The 19,434-nt window shown below is 54.9% G+C and carries 13 protein-coding genes; 4 read left to right on the plus strand and 9 right to left on the minus strand.

Going from position 1 to position 19,434, the window contains the following annotated elements:
- Nucleotides 1-53: 53 nt before the first annotated feature.
- From ACYVC2_RS13410 to lpxK, 7 genes are all read right to left on the minus strand, one after another.
- Nucleotides 54-1,844 carry an ABC transporter substrate-binding protein gene (locus tag ACYVC2_RS13410; RefSeq protein ID WP_461102938.1) on the minus strand — a complete coding sequence of 597 codons (1,791 nt, stop codon included), beginning with the start codon at nt 1,842-1,844 and terminating at the stop codon, nt 54-56.
- A gap of 76 nt (nt 1,845-1,920) precedes the next feature.
- The gene (gene yidC, locus ACYVC2_RS13415; RefSeq protein ID WP_461102939.1) at nt 1,921-3,774 is read right to left on the minus strand and encodes a membrane protein insertase YidC; all 1,854 of its coding nucleotides are present in this window, start codon (nt 3,772-3,774) and stop codon (nt 1,921-1,923) included.
- Nucleotides 3,775-3,858: 84 nt separating this feature from the next.
- Nucleotides 3,859-5,559 carry a CTP synthase gene (locus tag ACYVC2_RS13420; protein WP_461102940.1) on the minus strand — a complete coding sequence of 567 codons (1,701 nt, stop codon included), beginning with the start codon at nt 5,557-5,559 and terminating at the stop codon, nt 3,859-3,861.
- A gap of 415 nt (nt 5,560-5,974) precedes the next feature.
- Entirely contained in the window at nt 5,975-6,613 is a 639-nt protein-coding gene (locus tag ACYVC2_RS13425; protein ID WP_461102941.1) for a gluconate 2-dehydrogenase subunit 3 family protein, read from the minus strand.
- An 83-nt stretch (nt 6,614-6,696) separates the two neighbouring features.
- Complete coding sequence (locus tag ACYVC2_RS13430) at nt 6,697-8,442, minus strand: GMC family oxidoreductase (protein WP_461102942.1); 1,746 nt, start codon at nt 8,440-8,442, stop codon at nt 6,697-6,699.
- Nucleotides 8,443-8,558: 116 nt separating this feature from the next.
- A complete protein-coding gene (locus ACYVC2_RS13435) occupies nt 8,559-10,559 on the minus strand; it encodes a putative porin (RefSeq protein WP_461102943.1) in 2,001 nt (666 codons plus the stop codon).
- A 51-nt stretch (nt 10,560-10,610) separates the two neighbouring features.
- Nucleotides 10,611-11,675, minus strand: a complete 1,065-nt coding sequence (gene lpxK, locus ACYVC2_RS13440) for a tetraacyldisaccharide 4'-kinase (protein WP_461102944.1) — start codon at nt 11,673-11,675, stop codon at nt 10,611-10,613.
- A gap of 84 nt (nt 11,676-11,759) precedes the next feature.
- Here lpxK and ACYVC2_RS13445 point away from each other — a divergent pair, with 84 nt between their 5' ends.
- Together ACYVC2_RS13445 and ACYVC2_RS13450 are read left to right on the plus strand one after the other, a co-directional pair.
- Complete coding sequence (locus ACYVC2_RS13445; RefSeq protein ID WP_461102945.1) at nt 11,760-12,872, plus strand: o-succinylbenzoate synthase; 1,113 nt, start codon at nt 11,760-11,762, stop codon at nt 12,870-12,872.
- 15 nt (nt 12,873-12,887) lie between these two features.
- Nucleotides 12,888-14,402 (plus strand): helix-turn-helix domain-containing protein, encoded by a 1,515-nt coding sequence (locus ACYVC2_RS13450; RefSeq protein ID WP_461102946.1) that lies wholly within the window; start codon nt 12,888-12,890, stop codon nt 14,400-14,402.
- Nucleotides 14,403-14,495: 93 nt separating this feature from the next.
- Here the strand turns inward: ACYVC2_RS13450 and ACYVC2_RS13455 are convergent, their stop codons facing one another.
- Complete coding sequence (locus ACYVC2_RS13455; RefSeq protein ID WP_461102947.1) at nt 14,496-14,972, minus strand: CHRD domain-containing protein; 477 nt, start codon at nt 14,970-14,972, stop codon at nt 14,496-14,498.
- Nucleotides 14,973-15,257: 285 nt separating this feature from the next.
- On the opposite strand from ACYVC2_RS13455, the gene ACYVC2_RS13460 reads away from it, so the two are divergent.
- Together ACYVC2_RS13460 and lepB are read left to right on the plus strand one after the other, a co-directional pair.
- Entirely contained in the window at nt 15,258-17,525 is a 2,268-nt protein-coding gene (locus ACYVC2_RS13460; RefSeq protein WP_461102948.1) for an aconitate hydratase, read from the plus strand.
- Nucleotides 17,526-17,912: 387 nt separating this feature from the next.
- Nucleotides 17,913-18,755 carry a signal peptidase I gene (gene lepB / locus ACYVC2_RS13465; RefSeq protein WP_461102949.1) on the plus strand — a complete coding sequence of 281 codons (843 nt, stop codon included), beginning with the start codon at nt 17,913-17,915 and terminating at the stop codon, nt 18,753-18,755.
- A gap of 9 nt (nt 18,756-18,764) precedes the next feature.
- On the opposite strand, the gene ACYVC2_RS13470 is transcribed toward lepB, so the two are convergent.
- Nucleotides 18,765-19,301 carry a GNAT family N-acetyltransferase gene (locus ACYVC2_RS13470; RefSeq protein WP_461102950.1) on the minus strand — a complete coding sequence of 179 codons (537 nt, stop codon included), beginning with the start codon at nt 19,299-19,301 and terminating at the stop codon, nt 18,765-18,767.
- Nucleotides 19,302-19,434: the final 133 nt, after the last annotated feature.

The following is a 19,434-nucleotide window of genomic DNA, read 5'->3' on the forward strand; positions in this document are numbered from 1 at the left end:
AATGAGTGAAGGAAAGAATGAGTGAATGACTGTCGCACGTTTTATTCACTCATTCACTCAGTAATTTTCACCAACCGGCCCTCTTCGTATTTTACGATAGGCACGATCTGGTTGTCGTTGGTTTGAGTATAATCGAATCCGGATAACAGGTAATCGTCGGTATCGGAGCGCAGCCCCGACCGGTTCCGAAGGGGGGTGTTGTTTTTCGCCAGCTGCCGCCCGAAAAACAGCATCATGTCGTACCCTTCACTGGCAAAAACCGACGGGATCGTGTTGCGTTTCGCCACGTACTGCTCCTGAAACTGGCTGACCGGTTCACGGGAGGCATCGATAAAATCAGGGTACAGCAGGTATAAATCCCGCCGATTGAGCGACGAGATAGATGTTTTATATAAATCGAAGGCCGACGCCGACGCTATCAGCGGGCCGATGACCCGACGGCGGCTGAGTGCATCCAGCAACCGGACACCATCCTCGTCGTTACTGCTGGCAAAGAAGACATGACTAAGGGTTATCGGTGGAACCGCCGTAGTACTACCCGGCTGAGCGGAGGCCGTAAGTCCCGGAAACTGCATGGCATTGGCCATGGCCTGAGCGTTACCAACCAGCTTTCGAAAGTCGACGATCTGGTAATTTTGTCGTTGCAGTTCGCTCAGGTAAGCCGCGGCCAGCAGCGAATCTTTCCGGGACGGACCGAAATAAACGGCCGCCCGTCGGCCGCCGTTCAAACTCCGGACCAATTCGGCCACTTTCTGCGATTGCTGAGCCAGCGAGGGCTGTGCCAGAAACGACCAGGGCTGGTTGGCCACCAGCTCGCTGGAGGTCGCAATGGGGTTCAGTAGCAGGATGTTGTTCTGATTCGCGTAGGCCGAAGCGATGCGGTTCGGTTCGACATATAGGGGGCCGATGATCAGATCGGTCTGGGCAAACGAAGGGCTGTTGACCAGTTCAAGGGTTTTATTGGCGTCGTTTTCCAGATCGTAGGCAAACAGATTGACGACGATCCCTTCTTCCTGCAGCTTGCTTTTGGCCAGTTTTATCCCGTTGTACAGGTCATATACATACTGATTGGAGCGGGTAGTTCTGGCCGGGTCAAACTCATCCAGCCGAAACGGAAACATTACCGCCACGTTATAATAGCCTTTAGCCCGCGGAGACCGGTTCACCGGGGCTGTCGGCGTCGCAGGCCGATTGCCCGATTGAGCGCCCGTTGTGGCAGAGGTACCCTGTGTCGGGATATTTCCTGGCACTCCGAAGCGGTTTGTCAGCCGGTCGGATAGTTCCAGATCGTCTTTATCGCTGGCCGTCCGCTGAATCAGGTCAATCAGGGCCAGGCCAACGGTCCGATCGTTAGGGTAAGTTTTATTGAGCTGCTTCAGTCGGTTCAGGTCCGTCAGCCGCGGGATGAAGGCCTGTTCAAGTTTCGCGACATCCGACCGCAGGCCGGGGTCACCTATTTTTTGCAGGGCGTTCAGGGCATCTTCATACTGGCCCATTTCCAGACAGGTGGCCGCAAAGAGGTAGTTAGCCTCGTCCATCTTGCGCCAGTTCGGAAACCCTTCCATCAGTTGGCGGATACTCATCCGGGCCTGGGTGAAATTCCGTTGGCGAAAAGCGGCCAGCGCATAATAATAATTGGCATAGGGGGCCAGGGGGCCGCGTTGCTGGATGACCGCGTTCAGGTCCGGTTTTGCCCGTTCGTAATCGCCAGCCTGCACCAGCCGCACGGCTGTCTGGTACCGCTTCTGCATATCGGGCGACACCTGGGCACGCACAGATTCGCCGAACAGCCAGCCGAAGCTGATCACCATAGTCAGGATAAGCCTATTAACCCTACTCGTCATGTGCTATCAGGGGTTTTACACAAAAGCAACGCCCAAGCGTTGCTTTTGTGTAAAACCAGATTCGAAGGTGAATGGATTATTTTTTCTGCTTCGCCCGCCGTTGTGCTTCTTCGGCCTGTTTACGGGCTTCTTCGGCGGCTGCCAGCTGCCGTTGCAGCAGGGCCTGAAAACCACCGGGTTTCTTTCCCTGACCCGTCGCGTTTTTCCGCCGGTTTTCGTCCAGCACGGCTTTGATTTTAGCCTCATCGACGAACCGCCGGATCAGTTGCTGCTGGGTAATGGTCACCACGTTCGACACGAAGTAGTAGAAGGTCAGCCCGGCGGGGTACGAGTTGAGCACGAACATAAACATCAGCGGAAACACATAGCTCAGCGCTTTCATGTTAACCGGTCCGGGCTGGGTAGGCGTCGTCTGGTTGTTATAGTACGCGTAGGCGATCGAGGAAGCCGTCATCAGAACCGTAAACAAACTCAGGTGACTCCCGATAAACGGTAGCGTCGGGAAGGTAATAAAGGCATCGTAGGTCGACAGGTCGTTGGCCCATAGGAAGGACTTCTGCCGCAGTTCGATCAGGTTCGGGAAGAGCATGAACAGCGCAAATAGAATCGGCATGGTGGCCAGCACGGGCACGCACCCGCTCAGGGGGCTGACCCCTACTTCCTGGTACAACTTCATCTGCTCGGCCTGCTGCTTCGTCATATCGTCGCCGACGCGCTCTTTCATCTCATTCAGCTCCGGCTGCAGCACCCGCATCTTGGCCATACTCACGTATGACTTGTAAGTTAACGGTGTTAGAATCAATTTAACAAACACCACCAGTGCCACAATCAACAAGCCGTAGTTCGAAATAAACTTCTCCAGGAAGTTGAAGACCGGCACAAAAAAGTATTTGTTGATCGGTTTCAGGATCGAATACCCTAGGTAAACGTTCCGGTCGAACTCGGGAGCCACGCTGCCCAGCAATTGAAAATCGTTCGGTCCGTAATAAAACTTATACTGCCCTTTGCCCGACTTTACATCGGCCATGGGAAGGCTTACGTCGGCAACAGCCGTTTTCACCACGCTGCTGTCGGCCGGGTTGACCAGGGTTTTGAAAGAGGCTTTGGTCAAGGGGCCATGCGCCGAGACAAACCCCGACAGGAAGTACTTGTGCTTGATGGTGAACCACTGTACGGGCTCTTCGACGGTGGCCTCTTCGTTGCTTTCCCCTTCTTTCAGGTTCTCGAAATTCTCGTCGGCAGTGAGGTAATTGATGGTAGCGGCCCGGCGGTTGTTGGTCAGGTCGTTTTCGTACTGCCGCATTTTATCTTCCCAGAAAAACCGGATGTTGTCGTTGGTGACGGTATTGGTTAACCCGTTCAGTTTCAGGCCATAATCGAGAACGTACCCTTCGGCCGGAATCGTGTAGGTCTGCTCGACCGATTCACCCGGCGCCACTTCCGCCCGGAAAACTACCTGCTGTGGCTGACCATTCACGCTACCACTCTGGGCGCTGGTCTGGTAATACAATTTGTGCAGATCCACCTTTCCCCGGTTCGTCGGCAACTCCAGCAGGGTTCTGCTGCTCTGGTTGTCGATCAGGACCAGTGGTTTCTGATCGTACGTTTTGTAGTTCTTTAAAACAACTTCCTTGACCCGCCCGCCCTGGGTGGTAAATGTCACTTTGATATCTTTATTCTCGACGACCACGTCGCGGGCCTCACCAGTGGCGACGGTGGCGAAATCGCCGAATTTAGCCTGAGCAGCCGCCGAGTCGAGCGGTTGTTCAGCCTGGTTGATGGCGGCCTTCGCCCCCGATTCGGTGGTTGGTTTAGTCGTCTGTGTTTTTTGAGCCGGTGCCTTATCGGGCGCGGGTTTTGGTACCAGTAGCTGGTAGCCAACCAGCATCGCCAGAATCAGGACAATGCCAATAAGTTGATTGCGATCCATTTAGAAGTAAGTCACAGTCGCTGGTCGACGGACAACGCCTGCCAACCAGCGACTTTTTTTGCAAAATTACGGGAATCTACCCGGTTAATCAACCACATCGGCCGTTTCTACACGGGCGGTTGAAATGTCTGATGTAGAAGCCGGTTCGGCCTGTTTTTGCTGGCGGTACGTGAGCGCAGCCCGAACAAACTGAACGAACAGCGGGTGCGGATTCATCACCGTACTTTTCAGTTCGGGGTGAAACTGAACCCCAACGAACCAAGGGTGGCTGCTCAATTCAACGATTTCGACCAGCCCGGTGTCCGGGTTGATCCCCGTTGGCCGAAGCCCGGCTTTCTCAAATGCCTCCAGGTAATCGTTGTTGAACTCGTACCGGTGGCGGTGGCGCTCACTGATCTGGTTTTTTCCGTAGATCTGATGCGCCAGCGAGTCTCGCTTCAGCTTACAGGCGTAGGCTCCCAGCCGCATGGTTCCGCCCTTGTCGGTAACGGTTTTCTGGGCTTCCATCATGCTGATGACCGGGTTGGGCGTATGAGGCTCCATTTCGGTCGAATGAGCGTCCTGGATACCCATCACGTTCCGGGCGTATTCGATCACGGCCATCTGCATGCCCAGGCAAATACCCAGGAACGGGATATTGTGTTCGCGTACGTACCGCACCGCGTTGATTTTTCCTTCGATGCCCCGTTCGCCGAAGCCGGGGGCAACGAGTACCCCGTCGAGCTGGCTCAATACTTCAGCGCAGTGGTGTTCGTCGACCAGGGTTTCGGACTGAATCCATTCGAGTTGTACTTTACATTCGTTCGTGGCCCCCGCATGAATGAACGACTCGGCGATGGACTTGTAAGCATCGTGCAACTCTACGTATTTACCCACCAGCCCGATCCGGACGCTGTCACCAGGGTTTTTCAGCCGGCCCAGAAACGCCTTCCAGGCATCCAGGTCCGCGTCCTTGTCGTTGTACAGATCGAGCATGTAGAGGGTGCGCTGGTCGAGCCGCTCTTTCTGCATCAGCAGTGGCACATCGTAGATCGTCCCGGCGTCGATCGCTTCGATGACCGAACTCACCTGCACGTTGCAGAACAGCGCGATTTTCCGGCGAATCTCCTGGGGCAGCGGGTGTTCGGTGCGGCACACGATGATGTCGGGCTGAACCCCATTCTCCAGCAGCATCCGCACGGAGTGCTGGGTAGGCTTGGTTTTCAGTTCGCCCGCCGACTGCAAATACGGCACCAGCGTCAGGTGAATGACGAGGGTGTCGTGTTCGCCCAGCTCGAACTTGAGCTGCCGGACCGCTTCGACGAACGGCAGGGATTCGATGTCGCCCACGCAGCCGCCGATTTCGGTGATGACGATATCGTACTCGCCGGTATCCCCCAGCAGGCGGATGTTGCGTTTGATCTCGTCGGTGATGTGCGGTACGACCTGAACGGTTTTTCCGAGGAAATCCCCCCGGCGTTCGCGGGTGATGACGTTGTTGTAGATGCGGCCGGTCGTGATGTTGTTTGCCTGCGACGTCGGCCGGTTCAGAAACCGCTCGTAGTGCCCCAGGTCGAGGTCAGTTTCGGCTCCGTCGTCGGTGACGTAGCACTCGCCATGTTCGTACGGATTCAGTGTACCGGGGTCGATGTTGATATACGGATCGAATTTCTGGATCGTTACCGTAAGGCCCCGTGATTGCAGGAGTTTGGCCAGTGAAGAGGCAATAATGCCCTTGCCAAGTGATGAAGTTACCCCGCCCGTAACAAAAATATATTTCGCGGATTTTGGTCCCGTAGCCGCCATGAGTGAAACCTGTTTTGGTCGTTACGGGATGTAAAAGTACGGAAACTTTACCAGGAACGGGCACCCTTCTCCGGGAAAAGTTTAGGAGTTTTTACGAAAAGGTAACAATCGGCCTGATCTGATGGTGATTAGCCCGACGAATCGCTTGTGGATCGATTTGCCTTTCGCCAGCTCTCCTGATCGGTAATCGGCAGTCTTCTTTCAGAGCACTTTCCCCAGTCGATCGTGGCCAAAATGAACCTACTCAACGACTTGCGGTCAGCTATCGAGTCCATGACCGGCAGTGCCGAACCCCACACGCATGATACCATCGGTTCAGCAGGCAACAGGCCGATGACGTACAGAAACCTAAAAAAACGCCAGTGCGACGATCCTTTAGTGATCGTCGCACTGGCGTTTTTTACAAACCGGAAATTTATTTCCCCTGCGTTAGCTCGCGCTCTTCATAGGCCAAGCCGTACTGCTTCAGTACGTCGTCGGGTACACCATCCCACTGGTTGGGGACGTTACCGACGTAGCCAATGTCTTTGATTCCCATCTGGCTGGTATAAAAACCCGTTGCGGTCATGTTCCGCATCAGACTGAAAAAGGACGCGCCCTGACTCATGTCAGGTTTCACTTTCGACGGATACGCAATCTGGTCGACCAGCTCGATCTGCTGAGCTTTCGTGCATTGTACGAACGGCTTGCCGTAGCGCTTGGTGCAGGTGTTATCCAGCCAGCGAATCCCCCCGCGCATGGGCGTCTGGTTGCGGGGCTGGTCTTTCATCATGAATTCGATGAAAGCGGGAACACCCGCCTGCGAAGCGCTCCCCGACCGTTCGTCGGCGGGGATGATGATGTCCGACAGTACCGTGACGGTTTGCAGCTCGTGGGGGGTAAAAAACTTCTCGGCCATCAGCTTCGCATCGCGCTCGGCTTCGAACTTCTGGCGACCGCCCGGAATTTTCAGAGGTTTCTGATCGGGTGGCGCCGGAACGGCCGCTTCAACGGGACTAACTGCCAGACCAAAACCGGTCAGCGAAAGGGCTTTTAGCGAATCTCTGCGTTTCATAGTCGTCTATTCCTCCGTGTCCTCCGTGCCTCTGTGTTAAAAGATTAAACACGGAGACACGGAGAGCACGGAGAGGATTGGGTTTAGATGTTCTTTTGTTTAACCTGATCGATCAGGTATTCACTGGTCCGCATCGATGAGGCCAGGATCGTCCATGTCACGTTCTTATCGCCCTGCGACGGGAACGGAGCCGCATCGACCACGAACAGATTCTTCACGTCGTGGGCCTGCTGGTATTTGTTCAGCACCGACGTTTTGGGGTCATTGCCCATCCGGGCCGTTCCGACTTCGTGAATGATCTGTCCCGGAGCCGCCAGCCCGTAGTTGTTCGAGGCATCGGGTTTACGGCCCAGTGCGATCCCGCCCATCGAGTGGATGATCTGCTCGAAGGTTTCCTGCATGTGCTTGGCCTGCTTGATTTCGTAGTCCGACCACTTGTAGTTGAACCGCAGCACCGGAATACCGTACTTGTCGACCACGTTCGGATCGATTTCGCAGTAGTTGCTTTCCAGCGGAACGGGTTCGCCCCGACCGGCCATCCCGACATACGCACCATAGAATCGGCGGTAATCATCTTTCAGCGCGGCACCGTAGCCACCGCCGGGTTTCATCTTGCCGTCGCGGCCGGGAATCATGCTGTTCAGCTCTTCCACGCCCCAGCCGAACCCGTAGGCGGGCATGCCCATGCCGCCCCAGTACTCGATGTGGTAACCGCGCGGGAAATCCAGCTTTTTGTTGTCGAGCCACCAGGGGGTAAAGACGTGCATCCCTCCTACTCCGTCTTCGTTGTAGCGCTTCCGGTCCATCAGGGCCGGGATAAACGCCGACCGCGAGGCACCCGTCGAATCGTTGATGTATTTTCCGACGACGTTGCTGCTGTTGGCCAGCCCCGTCGGGAAACGGCTCGATTTCGAGTTCAGCAGCAGACGTGCGGTTTCACCGGCGCTGGCGGCCAGTACCACCGATTTTGCCTTGATGGTGATTTCCTGGAGGCTTTGCGTATCGACGTAGCTAACTCCCGTCGCCAGCCCCGTGGCCGGGTCGGTCATCACCTCACGCACCATGGCCCCGTTGATCAGGGTCACGTTGCCCGTTTTCATGGCGGGCTTGACCAGCACCGACGACGAGGAGAAGTCGGCATACGCCTGGCAGGCCCGTCCGCACTGGCTGCAGTAAAAACACTGCCCGCGTTCGTTGTTGATGGGTTTGGTCAGGATCGACAGCCGGGAAGGGATCACTGGAATACCGATGCTACGGGCTCCTTTCCGGATCATCAGCTCGTGCAGCCGCGGTTTGGGTGGGGGCAGGAAAATCCCGTCGGGTTCGGAGGGCATATTTTCCACCGACCCAAACACGCCGATCATCCGGTCCACGCGGTCGTAGAAGGGTTTGATGTCGTCGTAACTGATGGGCCAGTCTTCACCGACCCCGGTCATGCTTTTCCGGCGGAAATCGTCCGGGGCAAACCGAAGCGAAATCCGTCCCCAGTGGTTGGTTCGACCACCGAGCATCCGCGACCGAAACCACTGAAAGTCCGATCCACGGGCATTGGTATACGGCTCACCTTCAATGTCCCAGCCTCCCCAGGCGGCATCGAAATCACCGAAGGCACGGGTCGTACCCGCTCCGCGTCGGGGCGACTCCCAGGGCCATTTCAGTTGGGTGATGTATTTAGGGTCGGCCGGGTCAAAATAGCCACCTGCTTCAAGCAGAACGACCTTTGCACCGGCTTTGGCCAGCATGTAGGCGGCCATACCGCCCCCCGCGCCAGAACCGACAATGGCTACGTCGTATTGAGTGGGTGCTTTTTGAATGTGAAATGGGTCCATGCAGAACGTAATCGATTGATTGTTGTGAGTAAGAAAATAGACGCTACGGATCGTATGCGAAACAAACCGGATTTCGCACCTCTAAATAAGCATAAAAAGGCGTTCCTCTACCTGATTTAGTCAAATAAATACCAGTCAACCCCGAAGGCAAAGCCCCGGCTCACCATCAGGTAGTCGGGGGCGACGTAGTAGCCGGGGGCAAACAGGCCCTGGTTGGCGTGGGTCAGTTTGACGAACAGCCGGGTTCGGTTCACGCGCAGGTTGGCGTACACGTCGGCCAGCACGTAGCCTTCCACCTGCTGGCGATTCTGCAGGTAAAACTGCTGCGTAACGGGCATGTAGGCATCGGCATAATACGGTGACTTGTAATGCAGGTCGATGCCGGTCTGGATATACAGCACTTTGGCGTACAGAAATTCGTACTGCAGGCGGGCATTCAGGAAAAGCGGGGGGCTCCGCAGAATATCCGTCCGCGACTGAACGGTATAATAGGCTTGTCCGGCCAGCAGAAACTTCCCGAAAGGCAGGTGATAATCCAGTCCGGTCCGCAGTACGCTGAATGAACCCGCAGCCTGCTGCGGCATGGCTTTCTCGTCGAAATAAATGTAGTTGCTTAGCAGGTAATAATTCACCTGGGGTTCGAGCCGCAGGTTCTTGTAGTGCAGGTTCAGTTTCCCCCAGGCATGATTGTAGCCCCGCAGGCTGAAGTTGTTCCGCCAGATAAAAATCATGCTCTGGTAGCGTTCCTGCAACAGCGTCGGATCGGTAAAGATCGAGGAATAACCAGCCGTCAGGAATTTGCTGTCGAACTGGCCCTGCAACCGGTAGCCGCCCCCGACCTGGTACTCCAGCTCGGCCGTAACCTGCGACAGGCTATCCGGAAAATAATACCCCAGCCAGCCCCCCACGAAGGTTTCGGTCCGCGGAATATCGTACTCATTAAAATTGGTCCGCGAGGTATTATATAAGGTATGCTGCCGGTAGTTCCGGATGCGCAGGTAAGCCCGGTAATTGAACGATGCCCCTTTGTACTGCGCGATACCCTTGAGGCCGAACTGGTTCTCGAAGAGCCGGAAGCGCGAAAGCTGAAATACCCGCGAGGTATCGCCCAGTATCGACGGATAGAACTGCCGGAAGCTGTCGCCAACGGGGTACGACTGGTTTAGCCGCAGGGTATCGTCCTGGTAAAAATTCTTCTGGATGCGGTAGTCGAAGCGGTGGTAAAACTGAAACCCTTTGTCCAGTACGTACTGCTGGTAGGCATGGAGGCCATTGCGGATTTCCCAGCCATGCGGCCCCTGTGGTCCCTGGGTGGTGGTACTGCCGCTTCGCAGCTGGGCATCGCCGATAATGGGCGTACCCGTAACGATCGTACCCGGTACCAGCCCGCCCTGCTCATCGACGCTGTGGTTCATGTTGTTGAAATGAGCCAGCAGGGTATATTTATCGTTTTTAGACCGGTAGTTGGTGTGCAATAACACGGACCAGTTCTGGGCCAGCAGTTTGAACGGATCCGAATTGCCGGTGGTCCCGAAATGCTTCTGCGCCGTAAACCGCTGTACGTCAAAGCCGACGTTCCAGCGGGGGTTGATGTTCTGCGCCATGTCGAAACGCAGGATATTCTGGTTGTTTCCCCCCAGGGCTACGTACATATCCGTAAACGGCGACTTGGTATCGAAGTACTTCACCCCCATGGTCTGGTAATTATAGGGAGCAAAGACCGTATAGCCCGGCTGCGCGCCCAACTGGTCGGGAGCCTGCACGAACACGGGGTGAATGGGCGTTCCGAGGGTGCCCAGATCCTGGTACATGTTCTGGCTCCGCTGCACGTACGTGAACCGGTGTACGTCGTCCATGGTCGTGTCCATGGTGTACAGTCTCTGCCGGTTGTTGAACACGTCCTCTTCGAGCCTGTAGCGCGTAGACTTCGGCCCGTAAATCACTTTAGTCGAATCGTCGATACCGCTCGTACCGGTGGTAGAACTGGGCATGGCCTGCCGCCCGCCAAACCCGCCGGGAGTTCCCCCCGGAAACTGCGTGTTACCCGGAAACTGCTGCGCCCGACCCGACAGGGCGAGGGCCATTAAACTCAGGAAGAGGAAAAAACACCGATTCATCAGATCAAAAGTACACCAAAACCCCGGACAGCCGAAATCCGACCGGTTCAGTTAACGATTTTTAAGGGAATTCATGGCCAGAAACTGGTCAAATGCCGACGCCTGATCGGGCAGAAACTGCGTCGCAATGGGCAGGTACGCCAGCGGCCAGGCCATCCGTTCGGCCGGGGTGAGCAGGGCGTCGAGTTTCACCCAGTCTTTTTCCGTGGTCAGCACGCTTGTTCCGGGCGGCAGGGTCCCGACAAGCTGGGCCAGCTCCGGCCGGGTGTAGGGGTAGTGGTCGGCGAAACGGTAATGCCGATGCAGGGTATACGCCTGGCGTACGTACTGTTCCAGCGGATCGGCATTGGCCAGTCCCGACAGCAGGACCACCTCCCGCAGCTCGGGCAGCGGTTGCCCGGTCGCGAAGGATACGGGGCGACCGTATTGCAGGCTGGCAAAAAAAATGGGGGTTTCCAGGCGCGTATACCGCTGAATCTGGTCTTTTATCCGCTGCTGTTCCGTTGCCCAGAGGTTGGCCGGGCATTTGGTTACCACGACTGCGTCGGCCCGACGAGCACCGATTCGGGGTTCGCGCAGGCGACCGGCCGGAAACGGATGGTCGTTGTAAAAGGGCCGGTTATAATCCATCAGCAGAATAGTCAGGTGCGGCCGGACCGCGCGGTGCTGAAAAGCATCGTCCAGCAGCACCTGTTGGGTTTCCGGATGCGCCTGCAGCAGGGCCCCAATGGCTTTTACCCGCCGTTCGCCCACGCACACCCGCACCATCGGGGCAAATTTTCGGTATAGCTGCCGGGGTTCGTCGCCAATGGTTTCGGCAGTATCGGCGGCCGTGGCGATCCGAAAGCCCCGGGTTTTTCGTCCGTATCCCCGGCTCAGCGTGGCCGTCGCCCCATCGGCTCCCGTTTCCGATTTTAAGGACCGTTTAATCAAAAATTCGATCATTGGCGTTTTCCCCGTTCCCCCAACGGTAAGATTCCCGATGCCGATGCTGTACACCTGAGGCCGAACCGATTGAAATAAGTGACTATCATAGAGCCAATTACGGCAACGGACAACTAGTCCATAAAGTCCACCGAATGGCATGAGTAACCATTTAAGGAGTATCTGGTTCATTAATAATTTCGTAATATTGCCCGCTTAAGCCGCCAAAAGTAGTATTTTTAGGATTGGGAATACCCGTCTCCGCCGTTCTCCGCAATGAGTTTAAAAGCCGACTTTCTGAAATACACGTTGCAGTTTCGCTTCGAAGCGGGAACGTCGCGCGGCACCCTAACGGAAAAACCCTCCTACTTCATTCGTCTGGTCGACACCGATAATCCAACCGTGGTCGGGTACGGCGAATGTGGCGTGCTTCCCGGCCTTAGTTACGACGACCGACCCGATTTCGAAGCTCAGCTTCGGCAATATTGTCAGGAGTTTACCGACCTGGACCTACAGCTGTTTCGCTGGAACATACCCATAGTGCTGAATCAGCTCATCAGCCCGCAGTTTCCGAGTATTCTCTTCGGCTTCGAAACCGCCATGCTCGATTACCTGTCTGGCGGGTGCCGCATCATTCACCCATCGGAATTTACGGCCGGCCAGCGCGCACTGCCTATCAACGGCCTGATCTGGATGGGCAATCCGGCGTTTATGCGCCAGCAGATCGAAGACAAGCTCCGGACAGGGTTTACGACCATCAAGCTGAAAATCGGAGCCATCGATTTCGAACAGGAATGCGAGCTGCTGGCCATGATTCGGGAGCGGTTTTCGGCTGACCAGATTGCCCTGCGGGTGGATGCCAACGGGGCCTTCCGGCCCGACGAAGCGATGGCGAAACTCGAACGACTCGCGACCTACGGGCTGCACTCCATCGAGCAGCCCATCCGGGCCGGGCAACCCGAGCTGATGGCCGATCTCTGCCAGCACTCCCCCCTGCCCATCGCCCTGGATGAAGAACTGATCGGGCAGATGGAGTACGTGCATAAATTCCGGCTGCTGAAAAAAATCAGCCCGCAGTACATTATTCTTAAACCAACCCTACTGGGCGGGCTTCGGCACTGCGACGAGTGGATCGAACTGGCTGGGCGGCTCAACATCGGCTGGTGGATCACCTCGGCTCTGGAGTCGAACATCGGTCTGAATGCCATTGCCCAGTATACGGCGCAGTTCAAGCACCTTTTACCCCAGGGGCTGGGTACCGGACAGTTGTACAGAAACAACATCGACAGTCCACTGGTTGTTGAAGACGGTCACCTTACATATAATCTGGCTCACCCCTGGAATCTGACTTCGCTCCTGTCGACGGATTCCGGATCGGGGCCCCACTAACATATTTCGCATCCGTTGAACTTACCTGCCGATCATATTCGCCTGCTTTTTGGCCTCAAACTCCGTCAGCTCCGGCTCGACAGGGGGTTGTCCGTCAGCGAACTGGCCCAGCAATCGGGGCTGTCGGTTTCGTATGTCACCGAGATTGAGAAAGGGCGCAAATACCCGAAAGCGGATAAAATCTCGGCCCTGGCCAATGCCATGCAGGTCGACTATGACACGCTGGTATCGCTGAAGCTGAGCAAAAAGCTGGAACCCATTTCGGACTTGCTTCGCTCTAAATTCCTGACTGAGATCCCGCTGGAGCTGTTTGGCATCGACCCGGCCGATCTGCTGGAGTTGCTGGCCGAAGCACCGGCCAAAGTCAGTGCCATGATCCGCACCTTCATGGACATCGCGCTGAGTTACAACATGAGCGTCGAGCAATTGTACCTGACCATGCTGCGGTCGTATCAGGAACTGCTCGACAATCATTTCCCCGAAATCGAAGCGGATGCCGACCGGTTTCTGGCCGAATTCGCTCCCGCAACGGGCAATGTCCGTCCGCAGCCGGTAACGGAAACCTTGCTAAGCAATCTGCTCAAAACCCGGTATGCGGTTCATATCGAGTATTTCGACCCGCTGACTCAGCCCGAACTGGTTTCCCTGCGGTCCGTCTTTCGGCCCGAAACCCGCACCCTGCATCTCAACGCCGGTCTATCGGTCGAGCAGCGGTCATTTATTCTGGCGCGGGAAGTGGGGTTCGAGTTCATGCACCTGAAAAACCGGCCCTACACTTACTCCTGGGTCGAAGCGGAGTCGTTCGAACAGATTTTAAATAATTACAAAGCGTCTTATTTTGCGGGAGCGATTCTCATTCGGCGGGATGCCCTGGTAGCGAAGCTGGAGGATCTGTTCGCCCGCGATACCTGGAGCAACGATGCGTTTCTGCAACTCATCGCCGAGTTTGGGGCTACACCCGAACGGTTCTTTTACCGACTCAGCAATGTACTCCCCAGTCAGTTTGGTATCGATCAGTTGTTTTTCTACCGCTTCAACCACGTTCCGGGCCAAACCACGTTTCAGCTGACGAAAGAAATGCACCTGTCGCGGCAACAGGGCCCCCGCGGGATTGTCGATGAGCATTTCTGCCGCCGATGGATTGCCTGGACCATTCTGCAGGAACTCCAGTTTATGCAACAGCAGAAAGGGTTCGATGGAACGCTCTGTCGGGCGCAGCTCTCCGAATACGCCGATTCGGGACTTCAGTACCTGATCATCTCGGTAGCTCACCCGTTTCAGCCGCAGTTCCAGCAGAACATGAGCGTGTCGATGTGTTTTGCCGTCAATGACACCCTGAAGCAAAAAATGAAGTTTCTGGCTGCTCCCCATTCCATTGCTGCGCTGACAGATATTCCCTTCCGCGTTGTCAACCAGACCTGCGAGCGGTGCGGCATATTCGACTGTCGCGAGCGAGTGGCCGCTCCTACGGTCCTGCAGAAGAAGCGTCAGTTTGCCGCTGTCAAAAAGGCTATGGAAGCGCTTCGGTAATCCTTGGTAAGAATAATGGACAATGAATAATGTATAATGTGAGATCTACTCCATCTCATTATACATTATTCATTGTCCATTATTCATTAAAACTTACTGCTTTTTAATGTCTCCGCGGATTTCACCGGCTGGATAAACCGTTGTGTGCAGGTTCGTGTAGTAGAATCCGTTTTTCATACTGTCGACCCGGTTCTGATTGGCCAGCACGGCCGTACCCACGATGGGTGAGGTTAAGTTCGCGAAAGGAATCTCGATCCCTCCGGTCATGGCCGAGGTTCCCGTGGTGCTTGTGATCCGGTGAATGTGGCCGCCCGTCAGCGACGACGAGAAAGGACCGGTGTAGGTCAGGGTGTAGCTCAGCACGCGAGTCGACTCGTTCAGGTTAGCCACGAAATTTCCGGTAGCGGCCGACGTCGTCGACGTGGGTTTTTCACTGGCTCCGTTCAGAGCGGCCGTAAATCGGGTGGCAGGTGTGGTGGTCGTCGGGTTTTCTTCATCACCACAGGCGGTAAGTGTCATACCGATAACCAGCAGGGCAGCCACTGACTTAAGGATGTCTTTTGTGTTCATACAGTTTACGTGTTGGGCTTCCAGATACCCGGTCTGGACTCGACTGTCCGGATGGCAGGAAGCAATGAATCGGGTTAAGCGTGAATGAATGCGTGAATGTAGTGAAATAACGGACTGTTGGGTTGAATGTTTATAAATTGATGGGTATCTCAAGGCCATTTGGTTGAATATTTCCAAAACGAACCAGAATCTTCTAATTTTGATCCGATAACCGGAATCCATTTTTTCCATTCCCTGGTTATCTCTGTAGATTATCCTTTCAGTAACCTGTTATCTTCATTTGCTATGGCGTTTGATTTAGACATGATTCAGCGCGTATACGCTACCCTTGGCGAGCGCGTCGAAGCAGCCCGAAAGGCAGTGGGTAAACCGCTGACCCTGTCGGAGAAAATTTTATACAGTCACCTCTTTGCCGGAACGCCCAGTCAGGCGTTTGAGCGGGGGAAAGCCTACGTGGATTTTGCCCCCGATCGGGTAGCCATGCAGGATGCGACGGCCCAAATGGCGCTGTTGCAGTTTATGCAGGCTGGTCGGCCTAAGGTGGCGGTTCCATCGACGGTACACTGCGATCACCTGATTCAGGCGGAAGTAGGGGCCGAACAGGATCTGGACATCGCCAAGAACAAAAACAAGGAGGTGTACGACTTCCTGTCGTCCATCTCGAACAAATACGGAATCGGCTTCTGGAAACCCGGCGCGGGCATCATTCACCAGGTAGTGATCGAAAACTACGCATTTCCGGGAGGTATGATGATCGGAACCGACTCGCACACACCCAACGCGGGTGGTCTGGGCATGATCGCCATTGGAGTCGGGGGTGCCGACGCCTGTGACGTGATGGCGGGACTGGCCTGGGAACTGAAAATGCCGAAACTCATCGGGGTTAAACTGACGGGTAAACTGAGTGGCTGGGCCTCGGCCAAAGACGTCATCCTGCGTGTGGCGGGTATTCTGACGGTGAAAGGGGGAACGGGCTGCATCGTCGAGTATTTTGGCGAAGGCGCCGAAAGCCTCTCGGCTACCGGTAAAGGAACCATTTGCAACATGGGCGCTGAAATTGGGGCCACTACCTCAATTTTTGCCTACGACGAAAAAATGGCCGACTACCTTCGGGCTACCAGCCGGGCCGATATTGCCCAGGCTGCCGAAGCCGTCAAACAGAACCTGCGTTCGGACGACGAAGTGTATGCGGATCCCGCAACGTACTACGATCAGCTGATCGAAATCAACCTGTCGGAACTGGAACCACACATCAACGGTCCGTTTACGCCCGACCTGGCCTGGCCGCTGTCGAATTTTGCCAAAGCGGTGAAAGAAAACAACTGGCCCGCCAAACTCGAAGTTGGTCTGATCGGCTCGTGCACCAACTCCAGCTACGAAGACATGACCCGTTCGGCTTCGGTGGCGGCTCAGGCCACGGCCAAACACCTGAAAACCAAGGCTGAGTTTACGGTCACTCCTGGTTCAGAACTGGTTCGGTTTACGGCGGAGCGCGACGGTCTGCTCGATACGTTCGAAGAAATCGGCGGGGTGGTTCTGGCCAATGCCTGCGGTCCCTGCATCGGGCAGTGGGCACGGCATATGGACGATCCGACGCGCAAAAACTCGATCATCACGTCCTTCAACCGGAACTTCGCCAAGCGCAACGACGGGAACGCCAGTACCCACGCCTTCGTGGCTTCGCCCGAAATCGTAACGGCCTTCGCCATTGCCGGTGACCTGACGTTTAATCCCATGACCGATACGCTGACGAACGAAAACGGCGAACAGGTTAAACTGGATGAACCCCAGGGCATCGAGCAGCCCGTCAAAGGCTATGCCGTAGACGACGCTGGTTATCAGGCCCCCGCGGCCGACGGTTCCGGGGTTCAGGTGATCGTCAGCCCCACGTCGGACCGCCTGCAACTGCTGGCTCCCTTCCCGGCCTGGGAAGGTACGGACATCAAAGGGCTGAAACTGCTGATCAAAGCGAAAGGCAAGTGTACGACCGACCACATTTCTATGGCGGGTCCGTGGCTGAAATACCGGGGTCACCTGGATAATATTTCGAACAACATGCTGATCGGTGCGGTGAACTTCTACAACGAGAAGACCAACACGGTAAAAAATCAGCTGACCGGCGAGTACGGCGAAGTACCGGCCGTACAGCGGGCGTATAAAGCCGCCGGCATTGGGTCTATCGTTGTGGGCGACGAGAACTACGGGGAAGGCTCTTCCCGCGAACACGCGGCTATGGAACCCCGTTTCCTCGGTGTTCGGGCGATTCTGGTCCGGTCGTTTGCCCGGATTCACGAAACGAACCTGAAAAAGCAGGGTATGCTGGCGTTAACCTTTGCCAACCCGGCCGATTACGACAAGATCCAGGAAGACGATGTGATCGACATTAATGGCCTGACGACCTTTGCGCCCGGCCGGCCGCTCGAAATCGTGTTGCACCATGCCGATGGCACGACGGATACCTTTGCGGTGAACCACACCTACAACCAGGGGCAAATCGAGTGGTTCAAAGCCGGGGCCGCTCTGAACATCATCCGGATGAAGCAGAACGCTTAATCCAAACTTTTTATTAATTCCAGCGGCCAGCTATCTCCGGGTAGCTGGCCGCTTTTTTATGTAGGCCGTGTTGGCTTACAGGGTATTTTTTGTTTTCTCCAGTTCGTCCGATAGGTTTAAGGTTCGGGCAACCGTATATAGATACGACAGCTGCACAATTACTGGAGGATAGCCGGCCAAGAGTTGACGCGAACGCGAGGATACCCGACCGATGACTTAAACTTTACCTTACGCGTTGGAGCCGTAGGGTAAAGATACCGACTGACCATACCGGCAATTTCCGGTCATAATGGAAAGTAGATTGGAAATTTTTTATTTATGGAACCCCAAAGCAATACTGTTAAAGTCGTTTCGCGTAACCCTTTTTGGGCGGCATTTTTAAGTTTTATGGCTCCCGGTTTCGGACAAATTTACACGGGCCAACTGAAGAAAGGCCTGTGTATCTATTCCTTTCTGATTTTCGGATTCTTAATCCTCTTCAGAATGGCCGGGGTTTATTTTTCGTTTTACTCGCTGGCCGCCACCATACTACTGGTTCTGATGGTGCAGATTTACGCCATTAGCAATGCTTTTCTTACCGCGAAAAGACACCAGTCTTACATAAAGCAAAAATACAACCGCTGGTACGTTTACGCCGGCTTATACCTGGTGGCGTTAGCGGTTTATGCCAGTATGCCTTCGCTCTTCGAACGGATGAGATTCGGCACCCATATGTTTACGATCACGACCCCTTCCATGGAACCAACTCTTCAGGTGGGGGATCATATCGTCGCCAATTTATCGATTCGCCCTGACAAGCTTGAGCGTGGGGATATTGTCATGTTCAGCCCCAAACCTCACGAGTTCTGGATTTCCCGTGTCGTTGCTTTACCGGGGGATTTATTTGAGATGAAGAATGATTTTTTATTCATCAATGGAAAAGCCAGTAAAATCCGGGAGCTGCCTACTAAATACATTGATTACGAGCCCCATCTGACTTTCGAAGAGACGTTTCCGGGTGGGCGAACGATTCAAATTCACAAAATAGACCATCTGGAAGGTAGAGTACACGATGTACCAGCCAGAATCATTCCCGCCGATTCTGTCATGCTGATTTCCGATAATCGGGACAATGCGTTGGATAGTCGTTATATAGGGCCGGTCAACAAAGCCGATATTGCGGGGAAAATAGCTTACACCTGGTGGGGAAAGAAATTGACCAGAATCGGAATCGATTTAACCCAACGCTAAACGCCCTGATTAATCAACTGGCCAGTTCGACTCATATACCCGCTCTTTGATCAGGTTGCTCAACCCACGATGGTCTTCTTCCCAATCGATGGCCGGCATCGACATCAGATGCATCGGGACGGCGGGTTGACCCGGTCGGTAGGGTGGCTGCGCGTAATCGAACGGGCTCAGGCAGAATCCCTGCCGTTCGTAAAACCGGATTCGTCGCCGACTGATGTCGTCGGTAGCCAATTCCACTTCCAGGATGAGAAAGCGGGCGTTTACCTCCTTGAAATACGCCAAAGCCTGCTGTCCAAGCTGCTTTCCCCGCAGCTCAGGATCAATGGCAAAATGCTCGATGAAGACGATATCCTCCCACTGCCAGTAAATTATAAACCCAACGAGCTGGTTTTCGCTGAGCAGCGCACAGAAGTGCATGTCCGGGCAGGTGAGCAGGCTGGTCAGTTCAGCAAACGTACGTCGTTCTTCGGGGGGAAATGCGGACTCATACCAGCTTTGAATCAGGGTGAGGTACGGGTGCGGCTGGCTGATTCGGAAAAAAGTCATCAGTAATTAAAACAATTTTAATCGAAATTTAATCTATTCCTGAATGTGTTTACTTTATCCAAGTTTTACGACAGCCTGCTTCAGATTTCATTGAAATTGTTGTTTAGCCAGAGTAAATTTGGTTTCTGAACGC

This window comes from Spirosoma koreense (genome assembly GCF_054777875.1).